The organism is Nonomuraea solani (assembly GCF_900108335.1).
Lineage (GTDB): Bacteria > Actinomycetota > Actinomycetes > Streptosporangiales > Streptosporangiaceae > Nonomuraea > Nonomuraea solani.
Window position 1 is genome coordinate 12,838 of sequence record NZ_FNVT01000004.1, and the last position, 25,177, is coordinate 38,014.

Sequence of the window (25,177 nt, forward strand, 5' to 3'; positions counted from 1 at the left end):
ATCCGCCGGGTCTCTCATTTTTCGCCACGCCACATCCGTTACAGGCATACCGAATCGGCAGGAATGCTCAGTAGCGATAGAAACCCGCGAAGTTCCTCTTCGCCGCGATCTCATCAATCCGCACGATGGCGCCGGTCTCGGGCGCGTTCATCATCTTTCCGCCGCCCAGGTAGATGCCCACATGGTGGGTTTTGACAGACCTCTTGGTGATCTTCCCGAAGAACACCAGATCGCCGGGGCGGGCGGACTTGACCCGGCGCATCTTCCGTACGTGGGCGTTGGTGTTGCCAGGCCCGAGCACGTCCCTGCCGTGCGCCATCGCGTACACCCAGCGGGTGAATCCCGAGCAGTCCAGGCCGCGCGTCCTGGCGGCCGGGCAGGGCTTGATCCGGCCCTTGTAGCCCCGGCAGGTGCCCTTCGAGGGGCCGGGGCTGTCGCTGTGGCCGCCGCCCCAGGAGTAGACGATCTGGCGCTGCTGGATCTCGTACGCGATCCGTACGATCAGCGGCGGCATGGACAGGCCCAGCGGTACGGAGGCCGTGGCGGCCAGCAGGAGCAGCGCGAGCACTCCGGCTAACCGCCGTGCCATCCCCGTACCCCCAAAACAGAACGTCTTGGGATTTATCCTGCCTTAAGGGTCAGCTCTACGGAGCCCACCGTCACGTTCATCCCCACCGTGCCCCGCGTCCGCTTCGGCTTCGTGGTGAACGTCAGCGTCACCTTCTGCCCACGCCCCACCTCGGCGACCTGGCACAGCACCGCCGTGCCGCTGTACCTGCACCCGGGCGCCTTGACCACGCGCTGCCCGCCGAACGCCCGCCCCGACACCTTGATGTCCTTGACCGGGTGCGGGCCCGTGTTGGAGAGCGTGACCGTGTACGTCTTCCTGCTCTTGGCCGCGCCCGACACCCGCACCTCGGCGGGCGGGTTGGCCAGCGCCTTGAGCTGGGACTCCGAGCCGTTGAACGAGTTACCGCCGCCGACCAGCGGCCCCTTGTCCGCCGACTGCCAGAACGTGTGCTTCTTCCAGCTCTTCGGCAGCTCACCGGGCTCACCGCCCCAGCGGGCCAGCCAGAGCGGGTTGGACTTGAACTTGGTCGAGTTCCCGGTGCAGGTCTGCCACCAGCTCGTGGTCGTGTAGATGATCGCGTGCCGGCCGGTCGCCTCGCGGTACTTCTTGGTGAAGTCCTTGATCCAGGTGACCATGTCCTCCTTGGACAGGTCGTAACAGTTGTTCTTACCGTTCTTGTCCTTGTACGGGTTGTCCTCGATATCGAGCACCCCCGGCATCGTTTGGCCATCGCTGACCCAGTTGCCGCCGTTCTGGAGGAAATAGTCGGCCTGAGCCGTCCCATCGGATTCGTGCGGTTGCGCGAAGTGATAGGCGCCCCGGACGAGCCCGGCCCCGGCCGCGCCGCCGTACTGGGCCTCGAAACGCGGGTTGCGGTAGTTGGTGCCCTCGGTGGCCTGGACGAACGCGAACTTCCCGCCCCCCGAGGTGACGGCCGCCCAGTCGATGTCGCCCGTCCAGTTGCTGACGTCGACCCCGGGAACCCCATCGTCCGCCTGGGCGACCCCGGTCATTCCGACCACAGCAATTACCACGAATAACCCTAGACGTTTCACGCCGGAGATCATTGCGGAGCGACACACAATTCCGCAAGTCCCGGAATATCAACCGCTTTAGCGGTATCCAGCCAATAGACCGGCCCCGGCCGCCTGCTCCACTCCCGCGCGTCCGTCCCACCAGGCCCGGGGAGTGCGTCGGCGAGGGTCTCCTTGAGATCGCCCTCGGTCTTTCCGGATCCCGGCAGCCCGTTGACGAGTACGGCCGGTTCACCCGTGCCGAGCACGGTGACACGAAAATCTTTCGGACGTAGGGGGAAACCGCACCTCAAGGCCCTGAAATCGGTCCTCGCGCGAGACCCGCTCCTGACGGCGTTTTCGCAGGTCAGAGCCGTATATGAACACCACATTCGCGTTTGCCAAACCGAATCATCCCTGCGCAAACTGGATCCGATCCTCGAATCCCGCCCCGACCAGGGGTTTCTTCGTCATGCCCGGAGGAGACCGTCCATGATCCACACCCGGGGCCTGTCCCGAGATTTCAAAGTCAAGAAACAGGTCGTGACCGCCGTACGCGGCATCGACCTCGACGTGGAGGCCGGCCAGCTGGTGGCCTTCCTCGGCCCGAACGGCGCGGGCAAGTCCACCACGCTGCGCATGCTCACGACCCTCCTGCCCCCCACCTCCGGCACGGCCGAGATCGCCGGCCACGACGTGGCCACGGACCCGGCGGCCGTCCGCGCCCGCATCGGCTACGTCGGCCAGCAGAACGGCGCGGGCGAGAACTACCTCGTCCGCGACGAGCTCATCACCCAGGGCCGCTGCTACGGCCTGCACGCCCGCGAGGCCGCCGCCCGCGCCGACGAGCTGCTCGACCTGCTCGACCTGCGGCCGCTGGCCAAGCGCCTGCCGGGCACCCTGTCAGGCGGCCAGCGCCGCCGCCTGGACATCGCGTTGGGCCTGATCCACCGTCCCGACCTGCTGTTCCTCGACGAGCCCTCGACCGGCCTGGACCCGACGAGCCGCGCGGAGATCTGGCGGCACATCCTGCTCCTGCGCGAGACGTACGGGACCACGCTCTTCCTGACCACCCACTACCTGGAGGAGGCCGACAACATGGCCGAGCGCGTCGTCATCATCGACGGCGGCCGGATCATCGCCGACGGCACCGCCGCGCAGCTCAAGAACGACCTGGCCGGCGACCACATCACGATCACCACCGGCACCGAGCGGGAGGCGGAGACGGCCGCCCGGATCAGCGGCGGGAGCGCCGACGGCACCACCGTGCGCCTGCGGGTGGCCAACGCGGCCGGCACGCTGCCCGACTATCTCAGGACCCTCGACGGCGCCGGCGTCAAGGTGACCAGCGCCGAGACCGCCCGACCGACCCTCGACGACGTGTTCCTCACTCTCACCGGGAGAAGCCTCACCGATGACGACATTCCTGCGTGACACCACCACCATCCTCTCCCGCGAGTTCAAGCCGGCCCTGCGCGACTCGGGCGGGCTGCTCTTCGAGATGGGGCAGCCGCTGCTGTTCCTGTTCCTGTTCGGGTCGCTGCTGGACGGGGCGGTCGGGTCGTCGTGGCAGTGGTTCGTGCCGGGGATCCTGGTCATGATGTGCCTGACCGGCCCGATGAGCACCGGCTACACGCTGCTGGTCGAGCTGATCGGCGGCTCGATGGAGCGCATACTGGTCACGCCGCTGAACCGGACGGCGATGCTGGTCGGCAAGAGCGCGAAGGCCATGCTGACCCTTCTCGTGCAGGCGGTGCTGATCATTCTGCTGGCGCTGCCGCTCGGCTTCGAGCTGCACGCGGTGGGGGTGCTCGCCGGTCTGACCCAGTTGATGATCTTCGGGGTGGGGCTGGGCGCGCTCTCGTACGTGCTGGCCATCAAGTCGGCGCCGTCCGGCACGCTGTTCTACGTCGTCTCCCAGTCGGTGCTCTTCCCGCTGCTCCTGCTGTCCGGCGTGCTGCTCCCGCTCGAAACCGCCCCGGCGTGGATGCGGGCGGTCGCGCAGGTCAACCCGGTCACGTACGTCGTGGAGGCGCAGCGCGCCCTCTTCTCCGGCGACCTCACCCACCCCTCGATCCTGTACGGCACCGCCAGCGCCATCGCCCTGGCCGCGCTCGGCCTCCATCTCGGCAACCGAGCCCTGAGAAAGGGCCTCTGATCAGGGACTGATCGCCAGGAACAGGAAAGAGGCGAACAGCACCAGGTGCACCCCGCTCTGCAGCAGGGTCGCCCGCCCCGGCACGACCGTGAGCGTGGAGACGACGAACGTCAGGGCCAGCAGCACCATGTGCGTGGCGCCGAGCCCGAGCAGCAGCGGTCCCTCCAGCCAGATCGACGCCACCGCGATGGCCGGGATGGTCAGCCCGATGCTGGCCATCGCCGAGCCGAGCGCCAGGTTGAGGCTGATCTGCACCTGGTCGCGCCGGGCCGCGCGGACGGCGGCGATGGTCTCGGGCAGCAGCACCAGCAGCGCGATCACCACACCGACCACGGCCTGCGGCAACCCGGCCGACGACACGGCCGCCTCGATCACCGGTGACTCGACCTTGGCCAGCCCGACCACGGACACGAGCGCCACCAGCAGCAGTCCGAGGCTGGCCAGCGCCGTACGGGCGGAGGGCCGGGGCGCGTGCTCCTCCTCGGTCATCGGCCGGCCCTCCACCTCGACCGGCAGGAAGTAGTCGCGGTGGCGTACGGTCTGGGTCAGCACGAACAACCCCCACAGCGCCAGCGAGACCACGGCCGCGAACGCGAGCTGCCCCGGGGAGAAGGCCGGCCCCTGGGCGCTCGTCGTGAACGTGGGCAGCACCAGGCTGAGCGTGCTCAGCGTGGCCACGGTGGCGAGGGCCTTGCCCGTGCCCTCCGCGTTGAACGCCGCGATCCGCCGTTTCAGGGTGACGGTGAGCAGGGAGAACCCGACGATGCCGTTACAGGTGATCATCACCGCCGCGAACACGGTGTCGCGGGCCAGCGTCCCCGTCTGCGGGCCACCGGAGATCATGAGGCTGACGATGAGCGCCACCTCGATCACCGTGACGGCCACGGCCAGCACCAGCGACCCGAACGGCTCGCCCACCCGGTGGGCGATCACCTCCGCGTGGTGCACGGCCGCCAGCACGGCGCCGGCCAGCAGCAGCGCCAGCACGGCCACCAGCACGGGCGGCAGCTCACGCCCCCACGTGGCCGCCAGGGCGATCAGCGCCAGCCCGGGAACGACTACAGTCCACTTCACAGCGTTTCGGATCATGTACTCTACGCAACCCCATCCTTTTTGGCTTTCACCCTGATAATGCCGTGACATCCGTTTTAGGGGGGAATGGAGTGCCCATGACGCGACTGGTGGCGAGCAGCACGGTGCCCTGGATCCCGGTGACGCACCGCCTGGACGTGCTCCTCGCCGACGCCCTGCCGCCCGCCGGGCAGACGACGTCGGCGTTCGCCTTCGTGTCGGACCAGGCCGGGCGGACGCTGCTGACGTGCGTGGACAGGGAAGGGCGCGGATGGGACATTCCCGGCGGCCACCTGGAGCCGGGCGAGAGCGCGACCGACGCCGCCGTCCGCGAGCTGTACGAGGAGACCGGGCTGCGCCTGCCGGCCTCCGCACTGTCGATCTTCGCCTGGCAGCGCATCGAACTGCTCGACCCGCCGCCGGCCGGCTACCGGTATCCGTCGCTGACGTACATGGCGATGTTCCGGGCCGTGCTGCCGGGCCCCGGCGCCCCGACGAGCCCGCCGACCGGCTCGGAGAGCACCCGGGCCGACTGGCTGTCCGTGGCGGAGATCGAGCGGCGCTGCGCCGGGAACACCTGGCTGGCGCTGCTGGACGGGCGCTAGATGGTCTTGGCCCGCTCCAGGTCGGCGCTGCGGTAGAAGCGTTCGGGGATGCTGGCGAGGGTGGACGGGTGCACCTGGGGGCCGAGGCCGTACAACTTCTGGAAGCTCATGATCAGCGGCCGCCAGGCGTCGGGGTCGATGTGGTCGTCCGTTCCCGGCAGGCGGATGTCCTCGTGGACCCAGACCCGCTGCACGCGTACCTCGAACGCCAGCACCCCTTCGCCCACCGGATGGTGGTTCTCGACCACGGCCTCCATCGCCACGGGACACTCGGCCACCCGGGGCGGGCCCACCGTCTCGGACGGCACGGCGGTCAGCCCGGCGCGGCCGAACTTGTCCCGCACGGTCCGATAGCCCCGGGCCCACTTGCGCTCGGGGACGGGATCGGACCCGGTGGTCAGGGCCAGCCGGTCGACGACGCCGGCGAGCGCGTCGGACGGCAGGTTCAGCACGCACTCGCGGGTCCGCAGCAGGTTCTGGGCCGTTTGGGCCCGGGCGCCCAGCCCCAGCATGGCCCGCCAGCCCAGCCAGAAGGCCGACGACATGGGGGCCAGGTTGGGCGTGCCGTCCTCGTTCATGGAGGAGATCAGGACGACGGGGGTGCCGAAGTAGAGGATGTTCGGCTCAATGGCGGTGTGCGTGTCGACAACAGTGCTCATAGAACAACTGTCGCGGCACGTCGGAGGTGGGTGCTGGCGCCATTCGGACATCTCACTCGACGTCGCCCGACCGGCCCGGGGATGATGATCCGATGATCTGGCGCGCGCCGGCGATCACCCGGCTCAACCGGCAGTTGGCCGTGATGGAGGCGGACGAACGCGCGATCGCGGACGCCTGGCTCGACGCCCACCGCGAGAGGATCGACGGCGCCACCGGCCGCTGACCGCTGCCACACCGCAGCCACACCGGCAGCACACCGGGCTTTGGCAGAGTCGGGCAGGGAGAAGATCGTTCTCTGTCTCGGGAGAGAAGTCATGGTCCAGACGCTCCAACGGCTCGCCGACAAGACCGTCAACGCCCTGCTGCCCAAGGCGACGGCGCACGCGGCGGCCTGTGTCAACTGCCCGCCCACCGCGAACCGGTGCAACTACTTCTGCTGTGGTGTCATCGCCTCGCGCGTCCACCTCTACAGCTGCTGCATGAACAGCAGCCTCCAGTGCACCTGCCAGGTAGAGATCTACGACTACTGCTGACGGATCACCCGGGCCGGCGGCCCCAAACGCCGGTCCGGGTCATCAGGAGCTCCTGATGCACTATCTCGCGCTACTGTCCCGCTGCGTGATCGCCGGCGTCCTGGTGCTGGCCGTGGTGTCGAAGCTGCGCGCGCCGGCGGAGGTCGGGTCCGCCGTCGGTGAGCTGCTGAAGGTCCGGCGGCCGGTCGGCCGCCGGCTGGCGCGGCTGCTCGTCGTCGCCGAACTGGGGGTGGCCGCCCTCGTGATCATCCCCGGTACGGCACAGGCCGGCCTGGTCGCCGCCGCCGTCCTCATGTGCGGTTTCGCCGCTCTGGTGTGGGCGAACGTCCGCCGGCGCATCCCCTGCCCCTGTTTCGGGCCGTCGCGTACCCCGCTGGGACCCGTGCACGTCGTCCGCAACCTCGTCCTGGGGGCGGTCGCGGCCGTGGGGGCAGCCGCCCCGATGGCCGCGCTACGGCCGGAAGAAGTCGTGATGACGCTGGTCGTGGCCGCGTTCGGGGTGGGTCTGGCCGTGTTCGCGGACGACGTGCACGCCCTGTTCCGTACCTGATGGAGACCTGATAGAGACCTGATGGAGAAAGGTGGAGTCGTGGCCGAGGCTGTCCTGGCCGTGCTGCTGGTGGCCAACCTGTTCCTGACCTTCGGCGTCATACGCCGGCTCCGCGAGCACACGGTGCGGCTCGCGGCGATCGAGCACCCGTCCGAGAGCGGCCTGGGCGTCGGCGCGGCGGTGCCGGACTTCCACGCCGCCACGACGGAGGGCTCCGCCGTCTCCCTCGCCGACCTGCGCGACGCCGTGACCGTGGTGTCGTTCGTGGCCACCGGCTGTCACAGCTGCGAGGAGCACCTGCCCACGATCCGGTCCAAGGGCGCGGCCGCGGTGGCGGGCGGCGCGCGGGCGCTGGCCGTCGTGGTGAACGTCCGGGGTGAGCGCGTGGAGGCCGACCAGCTCATCGCCGCCGTGTCGGGGCCCGGCGCCGTGGTGGAGGAGTCGCTGGGCGGGGAGCTGCAGCGGGCGTTCGGGGTCAAGCGGTATCCGAGCTTCTTCCTCGTGGCGCCGGACGCGACGATCATGGCCACGCCCGGGTCCGCGAGCGAGCTGCCGGCCATAGAACTGCGGACGTCCGCGAAGTGATGTCCCCCTTCAGGCGGTTCGTCACGGCGGCGGGGCTCGCCTGGCGGGCCGCGCCCGTGACGACGGCCGTGGTGTTCTGCGCGACCCTCGCGCTCGGCGCCGGGCCGGTGGCCGCCGCGCTGTTCGGCAAGCTGCTGATCGACCACCTGAGCACCGGCTCCGGCGCTCCGGCGACCCTGGCCGTCCTCGCCGCGGGTCTGGGCGGCACGCTGCTGGTGACCCACGTCGGCGACGCCGCCGTCCGCTACCTGGAGGACCAGCACGCGCGGCGGATCGAGATGATCGTGCAGGAACGGCTGTTCGCCAAGCTCAACAGCCTGCCCGGCCTGGAGCTGTTCGAGCGGCCGAACTTCCACGACCGCATCCAGCTCGCCCTGCGCGCCGGCCAGGGCGCCCCACAGCAACTGGTCGGCTCGGCGCGCTCCCTGGTCCAGAGCGGGATCCAGCTGATCGGGTTCGTCGGCGTGCTGATGGCCGTCAGCCGGACCGCGGCGCTGCTCCTGGCGCTGGCCACGATCCCGCGCCTGGTCGCCGAGCGGCGCCTGGCCAGGGACCGCGTCGGTCTGCTGTCCGCGCTGAGCCCGGCCCAGCGCCGCCGCTTCTTCTACAGCCGCCTGCAGTACGAGCCGCGCGCCGCCAAGGAGCTGCGCGTGTTCGGGCTGGGCGGGTTCTTCCAGGACCGCATGCGGACCGAGCTGACGGCCATCCACGTCTCCCAGCGCGGGCTCGACCTGCGAATCCTGCGCGTACAGGCGCTCCTGGACGCCGCGACGGTGGCGGCCATGGCGCTCGCGGCCTACATCGTCGTCGCGGACGTGGCCGCCGCCCGCGGCACGCCGGGCGACCTCGCGATCGTCCTCACGGCCCTGCCGGTGACGGCGGGCGCGGCCACGGCCGTGGTCCGCCAGCTCGCCGCCGGCTCGGAGGCGCTGCTGTCGATCGGGCACTACCTCGACATCATGACCACGGGCGGTGAACGGCCGGGCGGCGTGGCCGTACCCGCGCTCAAGGACGAGATCGTCTTCGACGACGTGTGGTTCCGCTACGGCGACGACCTGCCGTGGGTGCTCAACGGCGTGAGCTTCCGCATTCCGCTGCACCGGTCCGTGGCCCTGGTCGGGGCCAACGGGGCGGGGAAGAGCACCATCGTCAAGCTGCTGGCCGGGCTGTACGAGCCGGCGAAGGGCCGCATCCTGTGGGACGGGATCGAGCTGAGCCGGCTCGACCCGGCGTCGCTGCGGCGGCGGATCGGCATGGTGTTCCAGGACTACATGACCTACGATCTCACCGCCCTGGAGAACATCGGCGTCGGCGACCTGGAGACCCGCTTCGACCTGGCGCGGATCAGCGGCGCCGCCCGGCTGGCCGGGGTCGACGACGTCGTCGGGCGGCTGCCGCGCGGCTACGACACCATGCTCAGCCTCATGCACTTCAGCCTCGGCGAGGAGGACGACAGTGCCGGGGTGTCGCTGTCCGGCGGTCAGTGGCAGCGGATCGCGCTGGCGCGGATGCTCCTCCGCGCCGACCGTGACCTGCTGATCCTCGACGAGCCGAGCGCGGGGCTGGACCCCGAGGCGGAGTATCAGGTGCATCGGGTGGTGCACGAGCACAGCACCGGTACGACACGGTTGCTGGTGTCACATCGGCTGAGCGCCGTCCGCATGGCCGACCGGATCGTGGTCGTGGAGGACGGCCGGGTGTCGGAGACGGGCTCCCACGCCGACCTGCTCCGCACCGGCGGCCGGTACGCCGATCTCTTCCGCCTGCAGGCCGCCGGCTATCAGGACGTGCCCCGGTTCCCCAGCACCGGGCCTATGACCGAGGCGATCGGGATGGCGCCGAACTCCCTGGAGTCCAGCCCAGAACCCGCGTCGCCCACCACGTAGACGTGCCCGGCGGGCACCACGCCCCCGCTCGGCTCGGCGTCACCGGCGACCGCGGCGACCCGCTTGACCAGCAGCGGAACGCCGGTGGCCGCCGGCAGGACCAGGCCGCCGGGCGCCCGGCACACGACCACGGCGCCCCGCCGGACCCGGCGCCACCGGGCCACGATCACCCGGTCGCCGTCCCGCAGCGCCGGCTCCATGCTGCCGCCCTGAACGGTGACGACGAGGAGCGCCGCCCGCGCCACGAGCACCGCCGCGCCGGCCGAGATCACGACCCCGGCCACGAGCGCCCACATCACGTCACCGCGAGCTGGCAGTCATTGGCGAGAATGCGCAGAAAGAGCTCCTGCAGCGACGGGCTCGGTTCCACGCCGAGCTCGTTCACCAAATAGGACCGGAGTTTATAGAATACGTCCAGCGCCTCCGCCGGACGGTGGCTCCGATAAAGCGAGAGCATGAGCTGGGCGTGGAATGCCTCGTTGAGTGGATATTCAATTACCATGACCCGGAGCTCGGGCGTGATGACGTGATGCTGGCCCATTTCCAAACCCGTGTCGAAACGGGCCGCCAGCGCGCTGAGCCGCAACTCTTCCAGCCGCGTGCAGGAAAGGGCGATCTGCGGCGTCGTGGGCACGTTCGACAGTGCGGGACCACGCCACAAGTCCAGCGCCTCGCTCAGCAGCCGGACCGCCGATGCCGGGTCGCCGGCGGCCGACGCCTGCCGGGCCGCGCGGTAGAGCCGCTCGAACCGTACGGAGTCGACGTCGTCCGCCTGCAGGCGGTAGCCGTTGTCCACGGTCTCGATGTGCTGGTGGCAGGAGCGGTCGAGCAGGCCGCGCAGGCGCCAGACGTAGCCGTGGACGGTCTTGCGCGCGCTCGCGGGGGGCCGGTCGCCCCAGAAGTCCGTCACCATCTGCTCCACGCTCACCGGGCGGCCGACATTGAGCAGAAGGACGGCGAGCACCAGCCGTTGCATGGAGGCGGTTATTTTTATCGGGATGTTCTGATCGACGATTTCCAACGGGCCGAGAATCATGAAACGCACTGAAGTCTCCTTCGCCCCCGAGGCGATCTCACAGTCGATCGCGAACGCATCGCCCCCCAAGCCCGATTATCACTCCTATATTTATGGTGTCAATCATCTGGTCGGCGCCCGGACCGTTTAGGCGCTCAGCAGGCCGCGGCGGAAGGCGACCGCGACGGCGGCCGCGCGGTCGTTGACGCCGAGTTTGGCGTAGATGTGCAGGACATGGCTCTTGACCGTGGCCTCACTGATGAACAGACGGGCGGCGGCCTCGCGGTTGGTGGCGCCGTCGGCGATCAGGCGCAGGACCTCCAGCTCGCGCGCGCTCAGCGGGTCGGCGGGGGCGCGTACCTGGCCGAGCAGGCGGGTGGCCACCGACGGGGACAGCACGGCCTCGCCCCTGGCCGCCGCGTGCACGGCGCGGATCAGCTCGTCGCGGTCGGTGTCCTTGAGCAGGTAGCCGGTCGCGCCGGCCTCGATGGCCGGCAGGACGTCCTTGTCGGTGTCGTACGTGGTCAGCACGAGCACCCGGGCCCGGATACCCAGCCGGGCGAGCTCCTTGATGGCCGTCACCCCGTCCATCCTCGGCATGCGCAGATCCATGAGGATGACGTCGGGGTCCAGCACCCGGGCGAGGTCCACGGCCTGGGCGCCATCTCCCGCCTCACCCAGCACCTCGAAGCCCGGGTCGCCGGTGAACATGCCGCGGATGCCGTCGCGGACGACGGGGTGGTCGTCGGCGATCAGCAGCCGGATGGGGGTCTCAGGCACGCGGGGCCTCCCGGAGGACGGCGGGGACGCTCGCGGAGATCGCGGTGCCCGCGCCGGGCTCCGACTCGACCTCCAGGGTGCCGGCCAGGCGGGTCACCCGTTTGCGCATCGAGATGAGGCCGAAGCCGCCGCCGTCGCGGACGCGCTCGGGGTCGAACCCGGCGCCGTCGTCGCGTACGTCGAGGGCCACCACGTCCTCCATGTACGACAGCGTCAGCCCCACCCGCCCCGCCCCGGCGTGCTTGGCCACGTTGGCCAGGGCCTCCTGGGCGGTGCGCAGCAGGGTCTCCTCCACCTCGGGATGCATGGGACGGACCGTACCAGTCGTGGTCACGTCCGCCCGGACGCCGTTCAGGTCGGACCATTCGGCCGCGACCTCGGCCAGCGCGGCGGGCAGCGGGGCGGACTCCAGCGGCCCGGGGCCGACGGCGTGGATGGACCTGCGAGCCTCCGCCAGGCTCTCCTTGGCCAGGCGCATGGCGTTGCCGAGGTGCCGTTCGCGTATGTCCTCCTGGCCCTTGGCGTGCGTCGCGGCCTGGAGCTGGGTGATGATGCCGGTCAGCCCCTGGGCGAGCGTGTCGTGGATCTCCCCCGCCATGCGCTGCCGCTCGTCCATGACCCCGGCCTCCCGCGCCTGGACCAGGAGCTGGGCGTGCAGGCCCGCGTTCTCCCGCATCGCCTCTTCGAGCTGGGCCACCGTCTTCTTCCGCTCGGCGCTGCGCTCGGCGGTGACCTCGCCGACGAAGCTGAACAGGCCGACGCCGGCCACGATGGCGCCGGTGAAGAACAGGTAGGTGAGGATCCCCGCCGGGGTGGGCTCGGGCACGCCGCCACTGTAGGCCGCGACCGTGGCGGCCGCCGTGGCGGTCACTCCCGCGAACCGCCACTTACCCCGCAGGTACTGCCACGAGTGGAGGAAGCCGGTGAAGCCGAAGAAGCTCGCGAACCAGACTTCCCGGTTGCTCAGCACCGCGATCAGCACGATCAGGCCGGTGACGTACAGGGCCGGCGCCCCGCCGCGCGGCATGAGCGCGATCCACCCGGCGGCGAGCGCCGCCAGGCCGAGCGTGACCAGCCGCTGACTCCACGGCTCCCGCTCCTCGGTGAGCAGGGAGAGCACGGTGGAGACGGCGAGCAGCACGTACGGGGCCGCGGCCACGTACTGATCCAGCCGCCTCTCCCACCGGTCCAGCCTCGTCACGCTCACTCCCACCGAAAGAACCTGGCCGCCGCCGCGCTCAGGACCACCGCGTACGCGGCCATCACGCCCAGCAGCAGGAGGCTAGGCGAGCCACCGGCCCACACGACCTGCATCGACTGCCGGAAAGCCCCCAAGGGAGTGTATTCGCCGGCCCGGGCCAGCAACGCGGGCATCTGGCTCGCCGGCTGCATCAGCCCGGCCAGGTAGGCCATCGGAAAGTACAGCAGCACGCCGACCCCGTTGGCGCTGCGCCCGTTCGCGGCGAGGGCCGCGATGAGCAGGCCGATCGCGAACATCGCCGCCGTCCCCAGCACGAACGTCACCACGACCGCCCCCACACCGCCGGGCAGGCGCGCGCCCAGCACGGTCCCCGCGACGGCGACCAGCAGCCCGCAGGCGACGAGCGCCAGGGCGAGCTGCATCAGAACCTGCACCACCAGCATGTTCACCGGCCGCAGCGGGGTCGTGGAGAGCCGGCGCAGAATGCCCCTTTCGCGATACGTGGCCAGGGTCGTGGGCAGCATGTACAACGCGACCAGCCCCACGGCGATGGCCAGCGCCATCGGGAGCAACTGGGTGTCGCCCGGCTCGATCGAGCTGCCGAAGACGATCAGGATGAACAGCGGGATGAGCACCGTGAACATCGATCCCGGCTCCCTGACCAGGAGTTTCAGTTCGACGGTGGTGAGCTTGGCGAGCGCGGTCATGTCAGGTCTCCGTCAGTTGAAGGAACGGCCGGTGAGGGCGAGGAATGCGTCGTCGAGCGTGCGCTTGTCGATCCGCAGGTCGCTGACCAGGACGTGGTGGCGGGCGAGCCGGGCCGTGACGGCCGTGGCGAAGTCGCCCCTGCCGGTGACGGCCACCCGGTCACCGTCCCTGGTCACGCCCGACACCCCGGGCAGGCCGCGGAGCAGGGTGTGCGGGTCGGCCTCGGCCATCAGCGTGAACCGCATCTGGTGCTCGGCGTCGATGCCCTCGATGAGCCCGCGCGGGCTGTCGATGGCGACGATGCCGCCCCGGTCGAACACGGCGACCCGGTCGCAGAGCTCCTCGACCTCGTCCATGAAGTGGCTGACCAGCACCACGGTGACGCCGCCCGCGCGGACCCGCTTGATCAGCTCCCAGGTGGCCCGGCGCGCCTGCGGGTCGAGGCCCGTGGTCAGCTCGTCGAGAAAGGCCACCCGCGGGTTCCCGATCAGCGCCAGCGCGATGAACAGCCGCTGCTTCTGGCCGCCCGACAGCTTGCCGAAGCGGGCGTCGCGCTTGTCGGCCATTCCCCACTGCTCCAGCAGCTCACGCCAGTCGCGCGGGGCGGCGTAGAAGGAGGCGTAGAGGTCGAGCGCCTCCCAGACCTTGATGTTGTCCGGCAGCTGGGTGTGCTGCAGTTGCACGCCGACCTGCTCGCGCAGCGCCCTGGCGTCCTTGATCGGGTCAAGGCCGAGCACTCTGACGGATCCGCCGTCGGGGCTCCTGAGCCCTTCGACGCACTCGACGGTGGTGGTCTTGCCAGCGCCGTTGGGGCCCAGGATGCCGAAGATCTCGCCCTCTTCGACGGAGAACGACACTCCGTCCAGAACCGTCAGGCCGGCGTACCTCTTGGTGAGGTCGGTGACTTCGATGACTGCCATGCCTCAAGGATCTTGCGGGGGCGTTCCACGCGAATCGACCTGCCGGCCATGGTGCGGGACGGATGAGGTTGATCCGGAAATCCACCGTTCGGTGGATGGACAGGCAGACCGTCCGCTCGCGGATAATCCGCCCCGGAACCACTTGGGTAGTCTGAACGCATGACCGCGATGGCGCCCGCCCGTACCGAGACCGACCTGTCCTTCCTGCTCGACCACACCGGCCACGTGCTGCGTTCCCGGATGAGCGCCGCCCTCGCCGAGATCGGGCTCACCGCGCGCATGCACTGTGTGCTGGTCCACGCCCTGGAGGAGGAGCGCACCCAGATCCAGCTCGCCGAGCTGGGCGACATGGACAAGACCACGATGGTGGTGACCGTGGACGCGCTGGAGAAGGCCGGCTACGCCGAGCGCCGCCCCTCCAGCACCGACCGCCGCGCCCGGATCATCGCGGTCACCGAAACGGGCGCGGAGGTCGCCAGGCAGAGCCAGCGGATCGTCGACGGCGTGCACCGGGACGCGCTCGGCAGCCTGCCCGACGACGAGCGCGAGGTGCTGGTCCGCGCCCTGAACCGGCTGGTCACCGGCCACCTCGCCGAGCCGGCCGAGAGCCCGCAGCCGGTGCGCAGGGCACGGGAGCGGAAAAACTAGATCCGAGGCATATCGTCTACAACAGAACTATCTGCTACGGTCTCTCTCATCGACTTCGAATGGGGAGAGATCGTGTCGCACGTGCGCTTCGACTCACGCTGGACCGCCTTGGGCGTGTTGTCGGCAACCGGATTGATGACCATCCTGGACGGCAGCATCGTCACTGTCGCGCTACCCGCCATCCAGGAGGACCTGGGCTTCTCGCCCGCCGGCCTGAGCTGGATGATGAACGCCTACCTGATCGCCTTCGGCGGCCTGCTCCTCCTGTCGGGCCGGCTGGGCGACCTGATCGGCCGCCGGACGATGTTCATGGCCGGCAACGTGATCTTCACCGCCGCCTCGCTGCTGGCGGGCGCGGCCGGCGGCCCCGGGATGCTGATCGCCGCCCGGTTCCTGCAGGGTGTGGGCAGCGCGATGGCCTCGGCCGTGGTGCTGGGCATCCTGGTGACGCTGTTCACCGAAACCCGTGAACGGGTCAAGGCGATCGCGATCTTCAGCTCCACCGGCGCCGCCGGCGCCTCGCTCGGCCAGGTCCTGGGCGGCGTGCTCACCGACGCCCTGAGCTGGCCGTGGATCTTCCTCATCAACGTGCCGATCGGCGTGGTGACCATCGCGATCGCCGTCCGCGCGCTGCCCGCCGACCGCGGGGCCGGCCTGTCCGCCGGGGCCGACATCGCGGGGGCCGCGCTGGTCACCTCCGGCCTGATGCTGGGCATCTACACCGTGGTCAAGGTGGAGGAGTACGGCTGGCTCGCCGCCCACACGCTCGGCCTCGGCGCGGTGTCGCTGGCCCTGCTCGCCGCGTTCTTCGTCCGGCAGGCCACGGCCAAGGCGCCGCTCATGCCGCTGCGCGTGCTCCGCTCCCGCAACGTCGCCGGCGCCAACCTGGCCCAGATGCTGGCGCTGTCGGGCATGTTCGCCTTCCAGGTGCTGGTCGCGCTCTACATGCAGCAGGTGCTCGGCTACGGCGCCCTGGACACCGGCCTCGCCATGCTGCCGGCCGCGGTCGGCATCGGCTCGATCTCGTTGTTCGCCTCGGCCCGGCTCAGCGCCCGCTTCGGCGCCCGCGTCGTGCTGCTGGGCGGCCTGGCGATGCTCATCGCGGCCATGCTCCTGCTCACGAGGATCCCGGTGGACGCCGGTTACGTCACCCACCTGCTTCCGGTGATGCTGCTCATCTGGGGCGGCGGGCTCGTCCTGCCGGCGCTGGCCACGCTGGGCATGTCGGCGGCGCGGGAGAGCGACGCGGGCCTGGCCTCCGGCCTGTTCAACACCACGCAGCAGGTGGGCATGGCGATCGGGGTGGCGGTGCTGTCGACGATGGCCGCCTCGCGTACCGAGGAGCTGCTGTCGGCGGGCCGCGACCGGGCGGAGGCGCTGACCGGTGGTTACCAACTGGCGTTCGGGATCTCGGCCGGGCTGCTCATCACCGCCTTCGTCGTCGGGCTGGTCGTCCTGCGCCAGCCTCGCGTGGAGCAGCAAGTTTCGGTGACAGTCTGAAAATTTCACAGCGCGACAACGTCAATGGCCAGGGTCGCTGGGCGATCTCTGGCCATGGCGCCGTCCGGGTTCGTTGACAGCTCTCAAGGCCGCGCCGATACTTTCGCCAACATGCCGATAGTTTCACGAGGAGGGAGTACGCACATGCGCATCAAACTGCTCGTCGGCGCCATAGCGCTGGTCGCGGCCGCCGCCCCCATCACCACCAACCAGACCGGCACCAACAACGGCTACTTCTACTCGTTCTGGACCGACAGCCAAGGGACGGTCTCCATGGAGCTGGGGTCCGGCGGAAACTACAGCACCTCGTGGCGGAACACCGGGAACTTCGTCGCGGGCAAGGGCTGGAACCCCGGCGGGCGCCGGTCCGTGAGCTACTCGGGCAGCTTCAACCCGTCCGGCAACGCGTATCTCACGCTGTACGGGTGGACGAGAAACCCGCTGGTGGAGTACTACATCGTCGACAACTGGGGCACCTACCGGCCGACGGGGACGTACAAGGGCACCGTCACCAGCGATGGCGGCACGTACGACGTCTACCAGACCACCCGCTACAACGCCCCCTCCATCGAGGGCATCAGGACCTTCAACCAGTACTGGAGCGTCCGGCAGTCGAAGAAGACCGGCGGCACCATCACCTCCGGCAACCACTTCGACGCCTGGGCCCGGTACGGGATGAACCTGGGCAACCATGACTACATGATCCTCGCGACCGAGGGTTACCAGAGCAGCGGAAACTCCAACATCACGGTAGGTGGCAGCGGAGGCGGCGGCGGTGGCGGTGGCGGCGGCGGTTGCACCGCGACGCTGTCCGCGGGTCAGCAGTGGAGCGACCGGTACAACCTCAACGTCTCGGTCAGCGGTTCGAGCAACTGGACCGTGACCATGAACCTGCCGTCCCCCGCCAAGGTGCTCTCCACCTGGAACGTCAGCACCAGCTCCCCCAGCGCCCAGGTGCTGACCGCCAGGCCCAACGGCAACGGTAACAACTGGGGCGTGACGATCCAGCACAACGGCAACTGGACCTGGCCGACGGTCTCCTGCAGCGGCTAGCGGGGCCGATAGGAGCAGCGCGCGCCGACCTGGACGGTGGCGCGCAGCTCGTTCCCGATCACGCGGTCGGCGGCGGCGATGCCGGCCGCGCAGCGCCTCCTCGGCCAGCCCGGCCAGATAGGCCTGCTCCGCGTACGCCTCCAGCAGCGCGGCACGCCCCGCCGCCGGCAGCCCGCCCGCGTGCTCCACCGCCGCGCGGTAGTGCGCCGCCGCCTCCCGGTGCGCTCCCTGCCGGGCCGCCCCCGCCCCGGCCAGCCGCCCGTACCGCAGGACGGCGGCCTCGTCCCGCGCGTTCAGCGCGTGGTGGACCAGCCGGCCGGGGTCGATCCCCCGGACCCGAGCCAGGATGCCGAGCACCCGGCGGTGCGACGCCACCCGCCGCGCCGGCGACAGCGTCTCCTCCACCGCGCCGCGCAACAGCTCGTGCCGGAACGACACCCCGTCACCGGCCGGCACCAGCACCCCCGCGTCGACACACGTCTCGACCAGCTCCGGCGCGCCCGCCACGACGGCCGCGTCGGCGCGGGTGGGCATCACGGACACCAGCCTGGCCAGCTCTCTGGCGGGCCTTGGCAGCGACCGCAGCCGATCGAGAATCAGATCCTGTACGGTCGCCGGCACCGTCGCGCCCTCGCTCCCGAGCAGTTCGGTCACCAGCAACGGGTTACCGCCGGTCAGCCGGTAGACCATCGCCGCGTCCCGCCCCGCCAGGCCCGCCTGCTCGCTCACGCAGTCGTGCGACAGCGGGCGCAGCCTGATGCGCTGGACGAGGGCGCTCGGCAGGGCGGCCAGCGCGCCCCGGATCGGGTGCTCGGCCCCCACCTCGTCATCCCGGTACGTCACCACCAGCAGCGCGGGCAGCCGGCCGATCCGCCGCCCCAGCCAGACCAGCCAGTCCAGCGTGGCCTCGTCGGCCCAGTGCGCGTCCTCCACCACGACCACGGGGTGGGGCCGCGAAGAGGACAGCTCCTCCAGGGAGGCCGCGAAGATCTCCTCCTGGACCGCGCCGGCGCCCAGCCGTTCGGCGAGAACGCCCCCGGTCTGGAGGCCGATGTCATGCAGCGGCCCCAGCGCCCGCGGGGTGACCAACCGGTCGCAGGCACCCCATAAAACCCGCGCCCGGCACCGGCGGGCGAACTCCGTGACCAGCACGGACTTGCCGATGCCGGCCTCACCGGCCACCACCACCACCACCCGCCCGCCCCGCCGGCTCTCGCCCAGCAGGTCGTCGAGGAGTTTCAGTGTCGCGGAACGCTCCCAGAGCTCCACGACCCCGATCGTAGCCCCCGCGATCTCCGATCCGGGAGATGTCCGGCGGATGCCCTGGCGCGGCACCCATCGCCTATGGAGACTGAACGTACGCCGCGCCTGACGGGAGAATTCATGGGGACGAGCCGCCTGGAGCTGACCGGTTTCGCGGGACAGGTGCTCCTGCCCGGCGACGATGGCTACGACCGGCACCGGAGCGTGTGGAACGCGATGGTGGACCGGCGTCCGGCGGTCATCGCCCGCTGCGCGAGCCGCGACGACGTCGCCACCGCGGTGCTGTTCGGGCGCGCGCAAGGACTGGAGATCGGGGTGCTCTGCGGCGGCCACAGCATCCTCGGGTTACCGATCGCCCACGACGGCCTGCTGATCGACCTGACGCCCATGGACGCCGTACGCGTGGATCCGGCGGGCCGGCGGGCCTGGGTTCAGGGCGGCGCGCTGCTCGGCGCCCTGGATCGCGCGACCCAGCCGTACGGCCTGGCCACGACGGCGGGCAACGTGTCCCACACCGGCGTGGGCGGGCTGACGCTCGGCGGCGGGATGGGCTGGCTGGCCAGGGCGTACGGCCTGTCGTGCGACAACGTGACCTCCTTCGAGATGGTGACCGCCGACGGTGACGTGGTGCGCGCGGACGCCAAGGAGAACCCCGACCTGTTCTGGGGCCTGCGCGGCGGTGGCGGCAACTTCGGCGTGGTGACCGAGTTCGAGTTCCGCCTGCATCGGGTCGGCACCCGGTGCCTCCTCGTGGACCTGTACTTCCCGCCCGAGGACGCGGTGGCGGCGATGCGCGGCTGGCGTGACCTGATCGGCGACGCGCCGCGTCAGGCCACCTTCACCGCGTGGGTCGGCACCATGGACGACCGGCCGCTGGCCAGCGTCGGCTTCGTCTGGGTGGGCGACCCCGACGAGGGCCGCCGCCTGCTCCCGGCGCTGCGCGGCCTGGGGTCACCGGTCGCCGAACGCGTCCAGGAGCTGTCCTATCTCGACCTGCAGACGATGGACGACACCGTCGAGGGGCACCGGCACCGCAGATATTGGAAGGGCCACTACTTCGACGAGTTCCCCGACGAGGCCATCCACACCTTCCTGGCGCCGGGCGCGGCTTTTGCGCCGTCGGCCAGCCTGCAGTCGTACGGCGGCGCGATCGCGGACGTGCCCGACGACGAGACGGCCTTCAGCCATCGCGGCACGCTCGTCGAGTTCGTCGCGGCGGCGCGCTGGTCGGATCCCGCCGAGGACGCGGAGCGCATGGCCGCCGCGCGCCGGTACGCGGCGTCGCTGGAGCCGTTCGCCACCGGCGTCTACGTCAACGTCCTGACCGATGAGGGTGAGGGGGGCGTGCGGCGCGCGTACCCGAAGGAGAAGCTCGACCGGCTGACGGCGCTGAAGGACCGCTACGACCCCGGCAACGTCTTCCACTTCAACCAGAACATCCCGCCGGCCGCGCCCCGGAAACCCTAGGGCGCGGTACGGACACCTATCCGAGGGCCTCCTTGGCCCGCCGGCGGATCGCGATGTCGGAGTCGGACTCGCTCATCGCCGTCAACTGGTCCTGGAGCCGGGCGGAGGAGATCCGGGCCGCGGCCATGACGGCGCGCTTGCGCACTCCCACGTCCCCGTCGCTGAGCAGCGCGGCGAGCACGTCCTCCGCGTCGGTTCCCAGCTCGCCGGCGGCGTTGGCCGTCACGACCCGGACCTCGGCGTGCGGAGCCGCGGCGGCCCGCTCCAGCAGCGGGATGGCCTCGGGGCCGCCGATGGCGCCGGCCAGGCTGATGGCCTTGCTGGCCAGCATGGCGTCGTCGCTGCCGCCGAGCTCGGCCAGGAAGGGCATCGCGGCCGCGCCCAGCTCGGTGGCCGCGCGGTCGTAGTCGGGCTCGTCGGGGTCGATCGCCGCCCTGACGTCGTTCATCGTCACCATCACCGTGCTCCTTTCCTCAGCAGAGCTGCGTTTGGGCGCTGCTCTCCATTGTCTGACGCTCGCTCTCGATCAGGTCGGGAGGAGGGTTGGTGATGTTCGCCGTGCCGTTGCCGGTCATCAGGCGATCGTTGTCGTCGACGTGCCGGAGGCCGAGGACGTGCCCGACCTCGTGGGCCATCGTCCACTGCGTGGCCGCGCGGGCGATCACGCAGCTCGGGCGGCCATCGTGGGCGGCACACCCGTTGAGTGCGCGGCCGTTGGAGATGACGGTACGCGCGACGTAGACCGCGACGTCGTTGACCCCGACGTTGTCGCGGTTGTCGAACAGGTCGCGCTGCTCCTGGGTGGTCTGGCCGAACACGCAGGCGCCGACCTCGATGTCCTGGTCCGCGATGGTGAGATTCTCGGTGGAGCCGACTTCGACCATGATGTTGACCGAGCGATAGACCTCACGCATGCTCTGCACCATCTGGTCGATGGTGAAGGCGGTCGGCGCGGTGAGGAGTTTCACGTGCAGGCGTACGCGCGAGTTGAACGGCCTGCCGCTGTTCCCGGCGAATTCGGTGCCGTTGAGGGTGCCGAGCCACCAGTTCCCGTCACCGGGATAGTAGAAGAGCACTTCGGTCTTGCCCTGGCCGGAGAAGTCGCCGGTCCAGAGTGGGCGACCGTCCCGCAGGTTGCCGAGGCCGTCGAAGCACGGCATGATTCCCCTCCCTCCACCCATTGACTGGACTCACAGAATGCGACCGCGGCCTGGGTCGATGCCTCCGTGGCGGACCTAGGAATATCCCTAGGTTGTGACGTGGCGCACACCATGTCACAGCCGGACGGGGCATCTCGTCTCAGAGGGCATGACAAAGACCTCAGTGCTCATCACCGGTGGCAACAAGGGACTCGGCTTCGAGACGGCCCGGCGGCTCGGCGAGCAGGGTTGGACCATCTTTCTCGGCTCACGCGACGAAGGCCGCGGAAAGGCGGCCGCCGGGAAGCTGGCCGACCAGGGCGTGAACGTGGTGATGGTCCCGCTGGACGTGACCTCGGACGCGTCGGTGGCCGACGCCGTACGGCTGGTCCAGCGGCACACCGACCGCCTCGACGTGCTGATCAACAACGCCGGCGCGCCGGGGAACATCGTCGCGCCCGCCGACGCGACGGCCGGTGAGCTCCATTCCGTCTACGACACCAACGTGTACGGCCCGGTCCGGGTCACGCACGCGTTCCTGCCCCTGCTGCGGGCGGCGGAGCATCCGCGGGTGGTGATGGTGTCCAGCGGCGGCGGTTCGTTCGCGGTCGTGACCGACCCTGACCAGCCCGTCTCGAAGATGCACGAGCTCGCCTACAGCTCGTCGAAGGCGGCCCTGAACATGATCACCGTCCGGTACGCCCAAGCGCTCCCGGAGATCAAGTTCAACGCCATCACCCCCGGTGAGGTCGTCAATCTCAAGTTCACCGCCACCGATATGAACAATCACACCGGCCAGCTCACGGTCACCGAGGGCACCGATCCGATCATCGAGCTCGCGACGATCGGCGCCGACGGGCCGACCGGGATCTTCATCGATCGCCTGGGACCCGTCGCCTGGTGACGACCTCCCGACCGGGTACCCTGCTGGACGTGCATGAGGCGGTGGATGAGACGGGCGCGACCGCGTATCGGCCGCTGCTGTTCTCCATCGCCTACGGCATGACCGGATCCGTGGGCGACGCCGAGGACATCGTGCAGGACGCGTTCGTCGGCCTGACCCGCGCGCGCCAGGCCGGAACCACGATCACCGATCCGAAGGCGTACATGGCGAAGGCGGTGACGCGGCTGGGCATCGACCACCTGCGTTCGGCGCGGGTGCGGCGGGAGACGTACGTGGGTGACTGGCTGCCGGAACCGGTCGTCGTGTCCGCCGACGGGCAGGGGCCGGCCGAGCACGCCGAGCTGGCCGACTCGCTGTCGATGGCGTTCCTCGTCCTGCTGGAGTCCCTTTCGCCGGTGGAGCGCGCGGTGTTCGTGCTGCGCGAGGTGTTCGGGTACGGCTACCCGGACGTTGCGAGGATCATCGGCAAGACCGAGGTGAACTGCCGGCAGATCTTCGCGCGCGCCAGGCAGCGGGTCGCCGCCGGAGGGCAGGTGCGCGACGTCGTGTCGCCCCCGGCGCGGCGGCGGGGCGAAGAGCTCGCCCGCAGGTTCTTCGAGGCCGCCGCCGGTGGCGACATGGACGCGCTGCTCGGCATGCTCGCCCCAGACGTGGTGATGCACGGCGACGGTGGCGGCAAGGCCCAGGCGATCGCGAAGCCCGCCACCGAGCCGCTGCGCGTCGCGCGAATGCTCGTCGCCGGGCTCCGCCGGGTCCAGGCGCTGGGCGTCGCACACCGGCCGGCCTGGGTGAACGGCCGGCCGGGCGCGGTGATGTACGACGCGGAAGGCCGCGTGGCCGCCGTGGTCGAACTCGACATCGTCGATGGCGTGATTCAGGCGGTCCACTCGGTGGCCAACCCCGACAAGCTCCGCCATCTCGGACCGGTGTCCGATGTGGGGCTTCTGCCCCGTACTCAGGCGACGGAGTAGGCCCCCAGGATCGTCTGCGTCAACGGCATGCTCCGCATCGTTGATGAGCGACAAGAAGTCAGGTCAGGGTGAGCCGAACCTCCGATCCGATGCGGGTCAGCTTCTCCGGGTTGCGGACGTAGTAGAGGCCGGTGATGCGGGCGCCCTCGACACGGACCGCCATGACACCGTCGATCTCGCCGTCCACGCGCACCACGAGTGCCGGGTTGCCGTTGACCATGGTGGACTCACCGGTGAGCACGGCGCCGGCCTTGCGGGGGCCGCCGGTGATGAAGCGGGCCACCTTGCCCGCGCCGGTGATCGGCCGTGGCGCGGCCTGCTTGACGCCGCCGCCATCGCTCACCAGGACGACCTCAGGGGCGAGCACGTCAAGAAGGCCCTGCAGGTCCCCGGTCTCGAACGCACGCTGGAACGACTCCAGCGCCGCCCGGGTCTCGCCCGGGGAGACCGTCTCGCGCGGGCGGCGGGCATCGACGTGCTTGCGGGCGCGGTGCGCGATCTGGCGGACGGCCGCGGCGTTCTTGCCGACGGCGGCCGCGATCTCGTCGTAGCCGACGTCGAAGACCTCGCGCAGCACGAAGACGGCGCGCTCGGTCGGCGACAACGTCTCCAGAACGAGCATGAGCGCCATCGACACACTTTCGGCGAGCTCGACGTCCTCGGCCACATCCGGCGCGGTGAGCAGCGGCTCGGGCAGCCAGGACCCGACGTACGCCTCCTTGCGGCGCCTCATGGTACGCAGCCGGTCGAGCGAGCGCCGGGTCGTGATCCGTACCAGGTAGGCGCGCTGATCCTGCACCTGCTCCAGGTCGACCTTCATCCACCGCAGCCACGTCTCCTGGAGGACGTCTTCGGCGTCGGCCGCCGATCCGAGCATCTCGTACGCGACGGTGAAGAGCAGGTTGCGGTGCCGTACGAACGCCTCGGTGGCGGCGTCCATCCGGTCGCTGCGTTCGTTCATTGCCCGCTCCTGCCCGTTTCCTGTGCTCCACGCACAAGACGCCGGTCCGCACCGCCCTGTGACACCCATGGCCGGTGACACACGTCACATCGCCGCCCTGTCACAGACGCCGAGGCGCCCCCGTCTCATGGTCGTCAGAATGCGGCGGAAGAACGGAAACACATCATGAGCAAGGTCTGGTTCATCACCGGTTCGTCCCGCGGCCTCGGCCGCAACTTCGCCGAGGCCGCCCTCTCCCGGGGCGACAAGGTGGCCGCGGCCGTCCGGAACACCGGCAGCCTCGACGATCTGGTCGCCGCCCATGGCGACGCGGTGCTCCCGCTGGCGATGGACGTAACCGACAAGGCCGCCGTCTTCGAGAGCGTCAAGCGGGCCAAGGAGCACTTCGGCCGCCTGGACGTCATCGTGAACAACGCCGGCTACGCCCAGATCGGCGCGATCGAGGAGCTGACCGAGCAGGAGCTGCGCGACCAGTTGGAGACCAACCTGTTCGGTGCGGTGTGGGTGGTCCAGGCCGCGCTGCCGTACCTGCGCGAGCAGCGCTCGGGACACATCATCCAGCTCTCGTCGGCGGCCGGGGTCATCGCCATGCCGCTCGGCGGCGCCTACCACGCCTCCAAGTGGGCGCTGGAGGGCCTGAACGAAGCCCTCGCCGGCGAGGTCGCCGAGTTCGGCGTCAAGGTGACCATCATCGAGCCCGGCGGCTTCGCCACCAGGGACGGCAACAACCCGGACCCGCTCGCCAACGGCCACATGGCCCAGACCGACCCGGCCTACGACGGCCTGCGCCAGCGGCTCGCCAAGTTCACCGGCAAGCAGCCCGCCGGCGACCCGGCCGCCGCGGCCCAGGCCCTGCTCAAGCTCGTCGACTCCGACAACCCGCCCCTGCGGGTGCTCTTCGGGCTGGGTTTCTACCCGATGCTCCAGCAGGCGTACGCCGACCGGCTCAAGACCTGGGCCGACTGGCAGGACCTCTCGGCGGAGGCGCAGGGCAATCTCGGGTGAAAATGCTTTG

29 protein-coding genes and 1 pseudogene are annotated in these 25,177 nt (G+C 70.3%); 16 read left to right on the top strand and 14 right to left on the bottom strand.

The genetic code is table 11. The annotated features are described in order from the left end of the window. Window positions 1–67: 67 nt before the first annotated feature. Together C4V41_RS15550 and C4V41_RS15555 are read right to left on the bottom strand one after the other, a co-directional pair. Window positions 68–589: a C40 family peptidase gene (locus C4V41_RS15550; RefSeq protein ID WP_103956606.1), complete on the bottom strand. Its 522-nt coding sequence runs from the start codon at window positions 587–589 to the stop codon at window positions 68–70. Between the two features lie 32 nt (window positions 590–621). Further along, a complete protein-coding gene (locus tag C4V41_RS15555) occupies window positions 622–1,584 on the bottom strand; it encodes a GH25 family lysozyme (protein WP_160150291.1) in 963 nt (320 codons plus the stop codon). A 492-nt stretch (window positions 1,585–2,076) separates the two neighbouring features. Between C4V41_RS15555 and C4V41_RS15560 the strand changes: the two genes are divergently transcribed. Both C4V41_RS15560 and C4V41_RS15565 read left to right on the top strand, forming a co-directional pair. Next, the gene (locus C4V41_RS15560; RefSeq protein ID WP_103956608.1) at window positions 2,077–3,018 is read left to right on the top strand and encodes an ATP-binding cassette domain-containing protein; all 942 of its coding nucleotides are present in this window, start codon (window positions 2,077–2,079) and stop codon (window positions 3,016–3,018) included. Beyond that, complete coding sequence (locus C4V41_RS15565) at window positions 2,999–3,742, top strand: ABC transporter permease (RefSeq protein WP_103956609.1); 744 nt, start codon at window positions 2,999–3,001, stop codon at window positions 3,740–3,742. The genes C4V41_RS15560 and C4V41_RS15565 overlap by 20 nt, the downstream gene beginning before the upstream one ends. On the opposite strand, the gene C4V41_RS15570 is transcribed toward C4V41_RS15565, so the two are convergent. After that, window positions 3,743–4,816: a calcium:proton antiporter gene (locus C4V41_RS15570; protein WP_200824012.1), complete on the bottom strand. Its 1,074-nt coding sequence runs from the start codon at window positions 4,814–4,816 to the stop codon at window positions 3,743–3,745. It lies immediately after the preceding gene. A 95-nt stretch (window positions 4,817–4,911) separates the two neighbouring features. On the opposite strand from C4V41_RS15570, the gene C4V41_RS15575 reads away from it, so the two are divergent. Further along, on the top strand, window positions 4,912–5,418 hold the full coding sequence (locus C4V41_RS15575; RefSeq protein ID WP_103956611.1) for an NUDIX hydrolase: 507 nt from the start codon (window positions 4,912–4,914) through the stop codon (window positions 5,416–5,418). Here C4V41_RS15575 and C4V41_RS15580 read toward each other — a convergent pair. After that, window positions 5,415–6,077, bottom strand: coding sequence for a flavin reductase family protein (locus C4V41_RS15580; RefSeq protein ID WP_103956612.1), 663 nt, complete (start codon window positions 6,075–6,077; stop codon window positions 5,415–5,417). The genes C4V41_RS15575 and C4V41_RS15580 overlap by 4 nt on opposite strands. A 92-nt stretch (window positions 6,078–6,169) precedes the next feature. On the opposite strand from C4V41_RS15580, the gene C4V41_RS65330 reads away from it, so the two are divergent. The 5 genes from C4V41_RS65330 to C4V41_RS15600 all read left to right on the top strand — a co-directional run bounded on the left by C4V41_RS65330 (window position 6,170) and on the right by C4V41_RS15600 (window position 9,632). After that, the gene (locus tag C4V41_RS65330) at window positions 6,170–6,301 is read left to right on the top strand and encodes a hypothetical protein (RefSeq protein WP_268808606.1); all 132 of its coding nucleotides are present in this window, start codon (window positions 6,170–6,172) and stop codon (window positions 6,299–6,301) included. Between the two features lie 91 nt (window positions 6,302–6,392). Continuing rightward, window positions 6,393–6,611 (top strand): hypothetical protein, encoded by a 219-nt coding sequence (locus C4V41_RS15585; RefSeq protein WP_103956613.1) that lies wholly within the window; start codon window positions 6,393–6,395, stop codon window positions 6,609–6,611. Window positions 6,612–6,666: 55 nt separating this feature from the next. After that, window positions 6,667–7,161, top strand: coding sequence for a MauE/DoxX family redox-associated membrane protein (locus tag C4V41_RS15590; protein ID WP_103956614.1), 495 nt, complete (start codon window positions 6,667–6,669; stop codon window positions 7,159–7,161). Between the two features lie 39 nt (window positions 7,162–7,200). Beyond that, entirely contained in the window at window positions 7,201–7,746 is a 546-nt protein-coding gene (locus C4V41_RS15595) for a TlpA family protein disulfide reductase (protein ID WP_160150292.1), read from the top strand. Continuing rightward, complete coding sequence (locus C4V41_RS15600) at window positions 7,746–9,632, top strand: ABC transporter ATP-binding protein (RefSeq protein WP_103956616.1); 1,887 nt, start codon at window positions 7,746–7,748, stop codon at window positions 9,630–9,632. The genes C4V41_RS15595 and C4V41_RS15600 overlap by 1 nt, the downstream gene beginning before the upstream one ends. Here C4V41_RS15600 and C4V41_RS15605 read toward each other — a convergent pair. The 6 genes from C4V41_RS15605 to C4V41_RS15630 form a co-directional block, all read right to left on the bottom strand. After that, window positions 9,527–9,928: a S26 family signal peptidase gene (locus C4V41_RS15605; protein WP_103956617.1), complete on the bottom strand. Its 402-nt coding sequence runs from the start codon at window positions 9,926–9,928 to the stop codon at window positions 9,527–9,529. The two genes, C4V41_RS15600 and C4V41_RS15605, sit on opposite strands and share 106 nt — an antisense overlap. Next, window positions 9,928–10,668: an AfsR/SARP family transcriptional regulator gene (locus tag C4V41_RS15610; protein WP_235030233.1), complete on the bottom strand. Its 741-nt coding sequence runs from the start codon at window positions 10,666–10,668 to the stop codon at window positions 9,928–9,930. The genes C4V41_RS15605 and C4V41_RS15610 overlap by 1 nt, the downstream gene beginning before the upstream one ends. Before the next feature lie 126 nt (window positions 10,669–10,794). Beyond that, window positions 10,795–11,427, bottom strand: coding sequence for a response regulator (locus C4V41_RS15615; RefSeq protein WP_103956619.1), 633 nt, complete (start codon window positions 11,425–11,427; stop codon window positions 10,795–10,797). Then, on the bottom strand, window positions 11,420–12,628 hold the full coding sequence (locus C4V41_RS15620; protein ID WP_200824013.1) for a sensor histidine kinase: 1,209 nt from the start codon (window positions 12,626–12,628) through the stop codon (window positions 11,420–11,422). Before C4V41_RS15620 ends, C4V41_RS15615 begins: the two co-directional genes overlap by 8 nt. Window positions 12,629–12,630: 2 nt before the next feature. Then, on the bottom strand, window positions 12,631–13,335 hold the full coding sequence (locus tag C4V41_RS15625) for an ABC transporter permease (protein ID WP_103956621.1): 705 nt from the start codon (window positions 13,333–13,335) through the stop codon (window positions 12,631–12,633). Window positions 13,336–13,347: 12 nt separating this feature from the next. Continuing rightward, window positions 13,348–14,256, bottom strand: coding sequence for an ABC transporter ATP-binding protein (locus C4V41_RS15630; protein ID WP_103956622.1), 909 nt, complete (start codon window positions 14,254–14,256; stop codon window positions 13,348–13,350). 159 nt (window positions 14,257–14,415) lie between these two features. Between C4V41_RS15630 and C4V41_RS15635 the strand changes: the two genes are divergently transcribed. From C4V41_RS15635 to C4V41_RS60700, 4 genes are all read left to right on the top strand, one after another. Further along, window positions 14,416–14,904: a MarR family winged helix-turn-helix transcriptional regulator gene (locus C4V41_RS15635; RefSeq protein ID WP_103956623.1), complete on the top strand. Its 489-nt coding sequence runs from the start codon at window positions 14,416–14,418 to the stop codon at window positions 14,902–14,904. Between the two features lie 81 nt (window positions 14,905–14,985). Beyond that, window positions 14,986–16,404, top strand: coding sequence for an MFS transporter (locus C4V41_RS15640; protein WP_235030148.1), 1,419 nt, complete (start codon window positions 14,986–14,988; stop codon window positions 16,402–16,404). Between the two features lie 144 nt (window positions 16,405–16,548). Further along, window positions 16,549–17,457, top strand: a complete 909-nt coding sequence (locus C4V41_RS15645) for a glycoside hydrolase family 11 protein (RefSeq protein WP_160150293.1) — start codon at window positions 16,549–16,551, stop codon at window positions 17,455–17,457. Between the two features lie 346 nt (window positions 17,458–17,803). After that, on the top strand, window positions 17,804–18,142 hold the full coding sequence (locus C4V41_RS60700; RefSeq protein WP_146103668.1) for a hypothetical protein: 339 nt from the start codon (window positions 17,804–17,806) through the stop codon (window positions 18,140–18,142). 167 nt (window positions 18,143–18,309) lie between these two features. Here C4V41_RS60700 and C4V41_RS66105 read toward each other — a convergent pair. Next, window positions 18,310–18,918 (bottom strand): annotated as a pseudogene (locus tag C4V41_RS66105) (ATP-binding protein); the annotation flags it as partial. Here C4V41_RS66105 and C4V41_RS15655 point away from each other — a divergent pair. Further along, the gene (locus C4V41_RS15655) at window positions 18,841–20,187 is read left to right on the top strand and encodes an FAD-binding oxidoreductase (protein ID WP_200824014.1); all 1,347 of its coding nucleotides are present in this window, start codon (window positions 18,841–18,843) and stop codon (window positions 20,185–20,187) included. The pseudogene C4V41_RS66105 and the gene C4V41_RS15655 overlap by 78 nt on opposite strands. Window positions 20,188–20,203: 16 nt before the next feature. On the opposite strand, the gene C4V41_RS15660 is transcribed toward C4V41_RS15655, so the two are convergent. Continuing rightward, complete coding sequence (locus C4V41_RS15660) at window positions 20,204–20,644, bottom strand: HEAT repeat domain-containing protein (RefSeq protein WP_103956627.1); 441 nt, start codon at window positions 20,642–20,644, stop codon at window positions 20,204–20,206. 16 nt (window positions 20,645–20,660) lie between these two features. Further along, entirely contained in the window at window positions 20,661–21,347 is a 687-nt protein-coding gene (locus C4V41_RS15665; protein ID WP_103956628.1) for a matrixin family metalloprotease, read from the bottom strand. A 148-nt stretch (window positions 21,348–21,495) separates the two neighbouring features. On the opposite strand from C4V41_RS15665, the gene C4V41_RS15670 reads away from it, so the two are divergent. Next, window positions 21,496–22,230, top strand: coding sequence for an SDR family oxidoreductase (locus C4V41_RS15670; protein WP_103956629.1), 735 nt, complete (start codon window positions 21,496–21,498; stop codon window positions 22,228–22,230). Window positions 22,231–22,259: 29 nt separating this feature from the next. After that, window positions 22,260–23,201, top strand: coding sequence for an RNA polymerase sigma factor SigJ (gene sigJ / locus C4V41_RS15675; RefSeq protein WP_235030149.1), 942 nt, complete (start codon window positions 22,260–22,262; stop codon window positions 23,199–23,201). Window positions 23,202–23,259: 58 nt separating this feature from the next. On the opposite strand, the gene C4V41_RS15680 is transcribed toward sigJ, so the two are convergent. After that, window positions 23,260–24,162, bottom strand: coding sequence for an RNA polymerase sigma-70 factor (locus C4V41_RS15680; protein ID WP_200824015.1), 903 nt, complete (start codon window positions 24,160–24,162; stop codon window positions 23,260–23,262). Between the two features lie 165 nt (window positions 24,163–24,327). Here C4V41_RS15680 and C4V41_RS15685 point away from each other — a divergent pair, with 165 nt between their 5' ends. Beyond that, complete coding sequence (locus tag C4V41_RS15685; RefSeq protein WP_103956630.1) at window positions 24,328–25,167, top strand: SDR family NAD(P)-dependent oxidoreductase; 840 nt, start codon at window positions 24,328–24,330, stop codon at window positions 25,165–25,167. Window positions 25,168–25,177: the final 10 nt, after the last annotated feature.

What these genes read in the sequence shown, in the direction of transcription:
- C4V41_RS15560 (WP_103956608.1), top strand. Translation starts at nt 2,077, where the DNA reads ATGATCCACACCCGGGGCCTGTCCCGAGATTTCAAAGTCAAGAAACAG.
- C4V41_RS15555 (WP_160150291.1), bottom strand. Translation starts at nt 1,584, where the DNA reads ATGACCGGGGTCGCCCAGGCGGACGATGGGGTTCCCGGGGTCGACGTC.
- C4V41_RS15550 (WP_103956606.1), bottom strand. Translation starts at nt 589, where the DNA reads ATGGCACGGCGGTTAGCCGGAGTGCTCGCGCTGCTCCTGCTGGCCGCC.
- C4V41_RS15590 (WP_103956614.1), top strand. Translation starts at nt 6,667, where the DNA reads ATGCACTATCTCGCGCTACTGTCCCGCTGCGTGATCGCCGGCGTCCTG.
- C4V41_RS15630 (WP_103956622.1), bottom strand. Translation starts at nt 14,256, where the DNA reads ATGGCAGTCATCGAAGTCACCGACCTCACCAAGAGGTACGCCGGCCTG.
- C4V41_RS15655 (WP_200824014.1), top strand. Translation starts at nt 18,841, where the DNA reads ATGGGGACGAGCCGCCTGGAGCTGACCGGTTTCGCGGGACAGGTGCTC.
- C4V41_RS15635 (WP_103956623.1), top strand. Translation starts at nt 14,416, where the DNA reads ATGACCGCGATGGCGCCCGCCCGTACCGAGACCGACCTGTCCTTCCTG.
- C4V41_RS15605 (WP_103956617.1), bottom strand. Translation starts at nt 9,928, where the DNA reads ATGTGGGCGCTCGTGGCCGGGGTCGTGATCTCGGCCGGCGCGGCGGTG.
- C4V41_RS15610 (WP_235030233.1), bottom strand. Translation starts at nt 10,668, where the DNA reads ATGATTCTCGGCCCGTTGGAAATCGTCGATCAGAACATCCCGATAAAA.
- C4V41_RS65330 (WP_268808606.1), top strand. Translation starts at nt 6,170, where the DNA reads ATGATCTGGCGCGCGCCGGCGATCACCCGGCTCAACCGGCAGTTGGCC.
- C4V41_RS15645 (WP_160150293.1), top strand. Translation starts at nt 16,549, where the DNA reads ATGCGCATCAAACTGCTCGTCGGCGCCATAGCGCTGGTCGCGGCCGCC.
- C4V41_RS15685 (WP_103956630.1), top strand. Translation starts at nt 24,328, where the DNA reads ATGAGCAAGGTCTGGTTCATCACCGGTTCGTCCCGCGGCCTCGGCCGC.
- C4V41_RS15575 (WP_103956611.1), top strand. Translation starts at nt 4,912, where the DNA reads ATGACGCGACTGGTGGCGAGCAGCACGGTGCCCTGGATCCCGGTGACG.
- C4V41_RS15600 (WP_103956616.1), top strand. Translation starts at nt 7,746, where the DNA reads ATGTCCCCCTTCAGGCGGTTCGTCACGGCGGCGGGGCTCGCCTGGCGG.
- C4V41_RS15680 (WP_200824015.1), bottom strand. Translation starts at nt 24,162, where the DNA reads ATGAACGAACGCAGCGACCGGATGGACGCCGCCACCGAGGCGTTCGTA.
- C4V41_RS15670 (WP_103956629.1), top strand. Translation starts at nt 21,496, where the DNA reads ATGACAAAGACCTCAGTGCTCATCACCGGTGGCAACAAGGGACTCGGC.
- C4V41_RS15585 (WP_103956613.1), top strand. Translation starts at nt 6,393, where the DNA reads ATGGTCCAGACGCTCCAACGGCTCGCCGACAAGACCGTCAACGCCCTG.
- C4V41_RS15580 (WP_103956612.1), bottom strand. Translation starts at nt 6,077, where the DNA reads ATGAGCACTGTTGTCGACACGCACACCGCCATTGAGCCGAACATCCTC.
- C4V41_RS15665 (WP_103956628.1), bottom strand. Translation starts at nt 21,347, where the DNA reads ATGCCGTGCTTCGACGGCCTCGGCAACCTGCGGGACGGTCGCCCACTC.
- C4V41_RS15660 (WP_103956627.1), bottom strand. Translation starts at nt 20,644, where the DNA reads ATGGTGACGATGAACGACGTCAGGGCGGCGATCGACCCCGACGAGCCC.
- C4V41_RS15565 (WP_103956609.1), top strand. Translation starts at nt 2,999, where the DNA reads ATGACGACATTCCTGCGTGACACCACCACCATCCTCTCCCGCGAGTTC.
- C4V41_RS60700 (WP_146103668.1), top strand. Translation starts at nt 17,804, where the DNA reads ATGCCGAGCACCCGGCGGTGCGACGCCACCCGCCGCGCCGGCGACAGC.
- C4V41_RS15625 (WP_103956621.1), bottom strand. Translation starts at nt 13,335, where the DNA reads ATGACCGCGCTCGCCAAGCTCACCACCGTCGAACTGAAACTCCTGGTC.